This window comes from Streptomyces sp. SID3212, from assembly GCF_009865405.1.
In the GTDB taxonomy this organism is placed as follows: Bacteria; Actinomycetota; Actinomycetes; order Streptomycetales; family Streptomycetaceae; genus Streptomyces.
This window is the reverse complement of sequence record NZ_WWJY01000556.1, coordinates 1-3,779: the sequence shown is the minus strand read 5'-3', so window position 1 is coordinate 3,779 and position 3,779 is coordinate 1. Positions and strand designations below refer to the sequence as shown.

Annotated in this window: 4 protein-coding genes and 1 pseudogene; 3 read left to right on the top strand and 2 right to left on the bottom strand. The window is 73.5% G+C overall.

Features of this window, described 5'->3' with window-relative positions:
• Positions 1-365 (bottom strand): ArsR family transcriptional regulator (locus GT042_RS16895; RefSeq protein WP_161309546.1); only part of this gene is annotated, 365 nt, incomplete at its 3' end.
• Between the two features lie 178 nt (positions 366-543).
• On the opposite strand from GT042_RS16895, the gene GT042_RS16890 reads away from it, so the two are divergent.
• The 3 genes from GT042_RS16890 to GT042_RS16880 all read left to right on the top strand — a co-directional run bounded on the left by GT042_RS16890 (position 544) and on the right by GT042_RS16880 (position 3,368).
• Positions 544-1,479, top strand: coding sequence for an ABC transporter ATP-binding protein (locus GT042_RS16890; protein ID WP_161309545.1), 936 nt, complete (start codon positions 544-546; stop codon positions 1,477-1,479).
• The gene (locus tag GT042_RS16885; protein ID WP_161309544.1) at positions 1,476-2,282 is read left to right on the top strand and encodes an ABC transporter permease; all 807 of its coding nucleotides are present in this window, start codon (positions 1,476-1,478) and stop codon (positions 2,280-2,282) included. Before GT042_RS16890 ends, GT042_RS16885 begins: the two co-directional genes overlap by 4 nt.
• 114 nt (positions 2,283-2,396) lie before the next feature.
• On the top strand, positions 2,397-3,368 hold the full coding sequence (locus GT042_RS16880; RefSeq protein ID WP_161309543.1) for a COX15/CtaA family protein: 972 nt from the start codon (positions 2,397-2,399) through the stop codon (positions 3,366-3,368).
• Here the strand turns inward: GT042_RS16880 and GT042_RS16875 are convergent.
• Positions 3,345-3,779, bottom strand: a pseudogene (locus GT042_RS16875) (amidohydrolase); the annotation flags it as partial. The gene GT042_RS16880 and the pseudogene GT042_RS16875 sit on opposite strands and share 24 nt — an antisense overlap.

Sequence of the window (3,779 nt, the reverse complement as noted above, 5' to 3'; positions counted from 1 at the left end):
GCGACGGCCGCCTCGCCCCGCTCCCCGCCGCCGGCCGCGGTGGAGATCCAGCCCAGCGCCTCGGCGGCGAGCTTGTCGTACGACTGGTCGAAGGCGTCCCGGCCGCAGTCGGTCAGGGCGAACACCTTGGCGGGCCTGCCGCGACCGCGCGAGCCGTAGACCCGCTGGTCACGCGCCTCCACGACGTTGTCGGCCGCGAGGGCGTCGAGATGGCGGCGGACCGCCGCCTGGGTGAGCCCCAGCCGCCCCGCCAGATCGGAGACCGTGGACGGGCCGTGGTCCAGGATGGAGCGCGCGACGCGGTTGCGCGTGGAGCGCTCGCCGGTCGCGAGTTCCTCCTGCGGAGCCTCGCCCAGGTATTTCACAACGCCATTGTTGCGTAATTCCTCCGGCACTGACAACTACTGTCCAGAACCGGGCGCGGTGGAATTGATCACTTAGGGTTACCTAAGAAAGGGCTTTTCGGCCGGTCCGGGCGGTTCCGGCGGTCGCATTCCGGCCCCGGGCACCCAGGGCCGTCCGGCCCTGCCTAGACTCCCGGACATGCACAGCGTCGCCGGTGAACCCGTGGTCGAGATCCGGGGACTGATCAAACGGTACGGCGGGAAGACCGCGGTCGACGGCCTGGACCTGCGGATCGCGGCCGGTACGGTCACCGCGGTCCTCGGCCCCAACGGAGCCGGCAAGACCACCACCGTCGAGATCTGCGAGGGCTACCGGCGGCCGGACGCCGGGACGGTACGGGTCCTCGGGCTCGACCCCCTCGCCGACGCGGCGCGGCTGCGCCCCCGCATCGGCGTGATGCTCCAGTCCGGCGGCGTCTACTCGGGCGCGCGGGCGGAGGAGATGCTCCGCCACATGGCCCGCCTGCACGCCCACCCCCTCGACGTGGACGCGCTCGTCGAGCGCCTGGGCCTCGGCGACTGCGGCCGTACGACCTACCGGCGGCTCTCCGGCGGCCAGCAGCAGCGGCTCGCCCTGGCCCTCGCCGTGGTGGGCCGCCCCGAACTGGTCTTCCTGGACGAGCCGACCGCCGGGCTCGACCCGCAGGCCCGCCGCTCCACCTGGGACCTGGTCCGCGAGCTGCGGGCGGACGGCGTCGGAGTCGTACTGACGACGCACTTCATGGACGAGGCCGAACAGCTCGCCGACGACGTCGTGATCGTCGACGCGGGACGGGTCATCGCCCAGGGCAGCCCCGAGGACCTGTGCCGGGGCGGCGCCGAGAACACCCTGCGCTTCACCGGCCGCCCGGGGCTCGACCTCGGCTCGCTGCTCAAGGCCCTGCCCGACGGCACGGCGGCGGCCGAGCTGACGCCGGGCGCGTACCGCATCGGCGGCACGATCGACCCGCAGCTGCTCGCCACCGTCACCTCCTGGTGCGCGCAGCACGGCGTGATGGCGTCGGGGATCGCCGTGGAGCGGCACACGCTGGAGGACGTCTTCCTCGAACTGACCGGCAAGGAGCTGCGTCCATGAGCACCGGTACGAGCCCGGGGACCGGCCTGCGCACGGGCGGCGGGTCCACCTACGCGCCGGCGCCCGGCGCCGCCCCGCTGGGGCGCATGATCGCCGCGCAGACGGCGTTCGAGACGAAGCTGCTGCTGCGCAACGGCGAGCAGCTGCTGCTGACCGTGATCATCCCCTCGCTCCTGCTGGTGCTGTTCTCGACGGTCGACGTCGTGGACACCGGCGCGGGCGAGGCGGTGGACTTCCTGGCGCCCGGCGTCCTGGCGCTGGCCGTGATGTCGACGGCGTTCACCGGCCAGGCCATCGCGACGGGCTTCGAGCGGCGGTACGGAGTGCTCAAGCGGCTCGCCGTGTCGCCGCTGCCGCGCTGGGCCCTGATGACCGCCAAGACGCTGTCCGTCCTGGTCACGGAGGTGCTCCAGGTCGTCCTGCTGACGGTGATCGCGTTTGCCCTGGGGTGGTCGCCGCACGGCAACCCGCTGGTGGTCCTGCTGCTGCTCGTGCTGGGGACGGCGGCCTTCTCCGGCCTCGGCCTGCTGATGGCGGGCACGCTCCGGGCGGAGGCGACGCTGGCGGCGGCGAACCTGGTCTTCCTGCTGCTGCTGGTGGGCGGCGGGGTGATCGTGCCGCTGGACCGGTTCCCGGACGGGGCGCGGACGGTGCTCGGGCTGCTGCCGATCTCGGCCCTCTCGGACGGCCTGCGGGACGTGCTCCAGCACGGCGCCGCGACTCCGTGGGGGGACCTCGGGATCCTGGCGGTGTGGGCGGCCGTGGGGCTGGGCGCGGCGGGCACGTTCTTCCGCTGGGAGTGAGCATCCCGGCTTCCGCTGGGAGTGAGCGTCCCGGCCGACGCGGGGCAACCGTCGGCGCCCCGTACGCCCGGCCCGTACCCCCCTCGTGAAAACCCGCACAAGCTCCCGCCTACGATGGTTCGCGTGTTGACCCCCCTCGCCTACATCGCCCGGCGCTGGACGCCTTCGCCCCGTACGCTCCAGCGCGCCGCCCTCGGCGCCGTGTTGATGAGCGTGGTGATCGTCGTCACCGGAGGCGCGGTACGGCTGACCGGTTCCGGACTCGGCTGCGACACCTGGCCCAAGTGCACCGACAACAGCCTCGTCGCCACCCCCGAGCAGGGGATCCACGGCGCCATCGAGTTCAGCAACCGCATGCTGACGTACGTCCTGTGCGCGGCCGTCGGCTGGGCGATCATCGCGGCGCGCTCCGCGAAGCCCCGGCGGCGCGGGCTCTCGCGGCTCGCCTGGTCGCAGTTCTGGATCGTGATGGGCAACGCCGTCCTCGGCGGGGTCACCGTCCTCGCGGGCCTCAACCCCTGGACGGTGGCCGGGCACCTGCTGCTCGCCATGACACTCCTGACCGTCACCACGGTGACCTGGCTGCGCACCCGCGAGGGCGACGGCACGCCCCGCCCGCGTGTTCCAGGTCCGGTACGGAAGCTGTCCTGGGCGCTGACCGCCTCCACGGTCGTCCTCATCGTGGCGGGCACGGTCGTGACCGGTTCCGGGCCGCACGCGGGCGACAGCAGTGACGTACCGCGGATGCCGTTCGACTGGACGACCACCGCCCATGTCCATACCGCCGCCGCCTGGGTCGTCTGCGCGCTCGCCGTCGCCCTGTGGCTGGTGCTGCGCGTGGTGGACGCCCCGGCGGACACCCGGGTGATCGCCCGCAACCTGCTGCTGGTGCTGCTCGCGCAGGGAGGGATCGGTTACGTGCAGTACTTCACGGACGTGCCCGCCGTGCTGGTCGGCGTCCACATGCTCGGATCGTGCCTGGTGTGGGTCGGGGTCGTACGGGTCGCGATGAGCCTGCGCGAGCGTCCGGTGACCACCGCCGAGATCCCCGCGCAGCCCGACTCACGGCTGTCCGCGGCCGTCTGACAGACCGTAGAGCCGGCGGGCGTTGCCCGCCGCGATCATCCCGGCGACCCGCTGCGCGTCGGTGAGCGACCACGCCCCGTCGGCGACCCAACCGCCCAGGACCCGGACGAGCGCCTCCCGGAACACCCGGGCGCCCACGACGTGCAGTTCGGGCAGGGCCCGCGCCCCGCTGGAGAACAACAGCTTCCCGAACGGCGCCAGTTCCAGGATCTCCGCCAGTACGGCGGCGGCCCGCGCCCCCGTGTGCGCGAGGGCCGCCCCGAGGTCGGCGTACACATGCGGGAAGACGCCGGTCAGCTGCGCCGCGTGCCGGTGGTACGGGTAGGCGCCCAGGAGCACCAGGGCGGTGCCGAGCCCGGCCGTGGCGCTCGCGAAGGCGGTGATCAGCGCCGGGTCGGCGCCGCCCGCCGG

Bases quoted from the DNA above. Each gene is read 5' to 3' on its own strand.
- GT042_RS16890 (WP_161309545.1), top strand. From the start codon at position 544: ATGCACAGCGTCGCCGGTGAACCCGTGGTCGAGATCCGGGGACTGATC.
- GT042_RS16885 (WP_161309544.1), top strand. From the start codon at position 1,476: ATGAGCACCGGTACGAGCCCGGGGACCGGCCTGCGCACGGGCGGCGGG.
- GT042_RS16880 (WP_161309543.1), top strand. From the start codon at position 2,397: ATGGTTCGCGTGTTGACCCCCCTCGCCTACATCGCCCGGCGCTGGACG.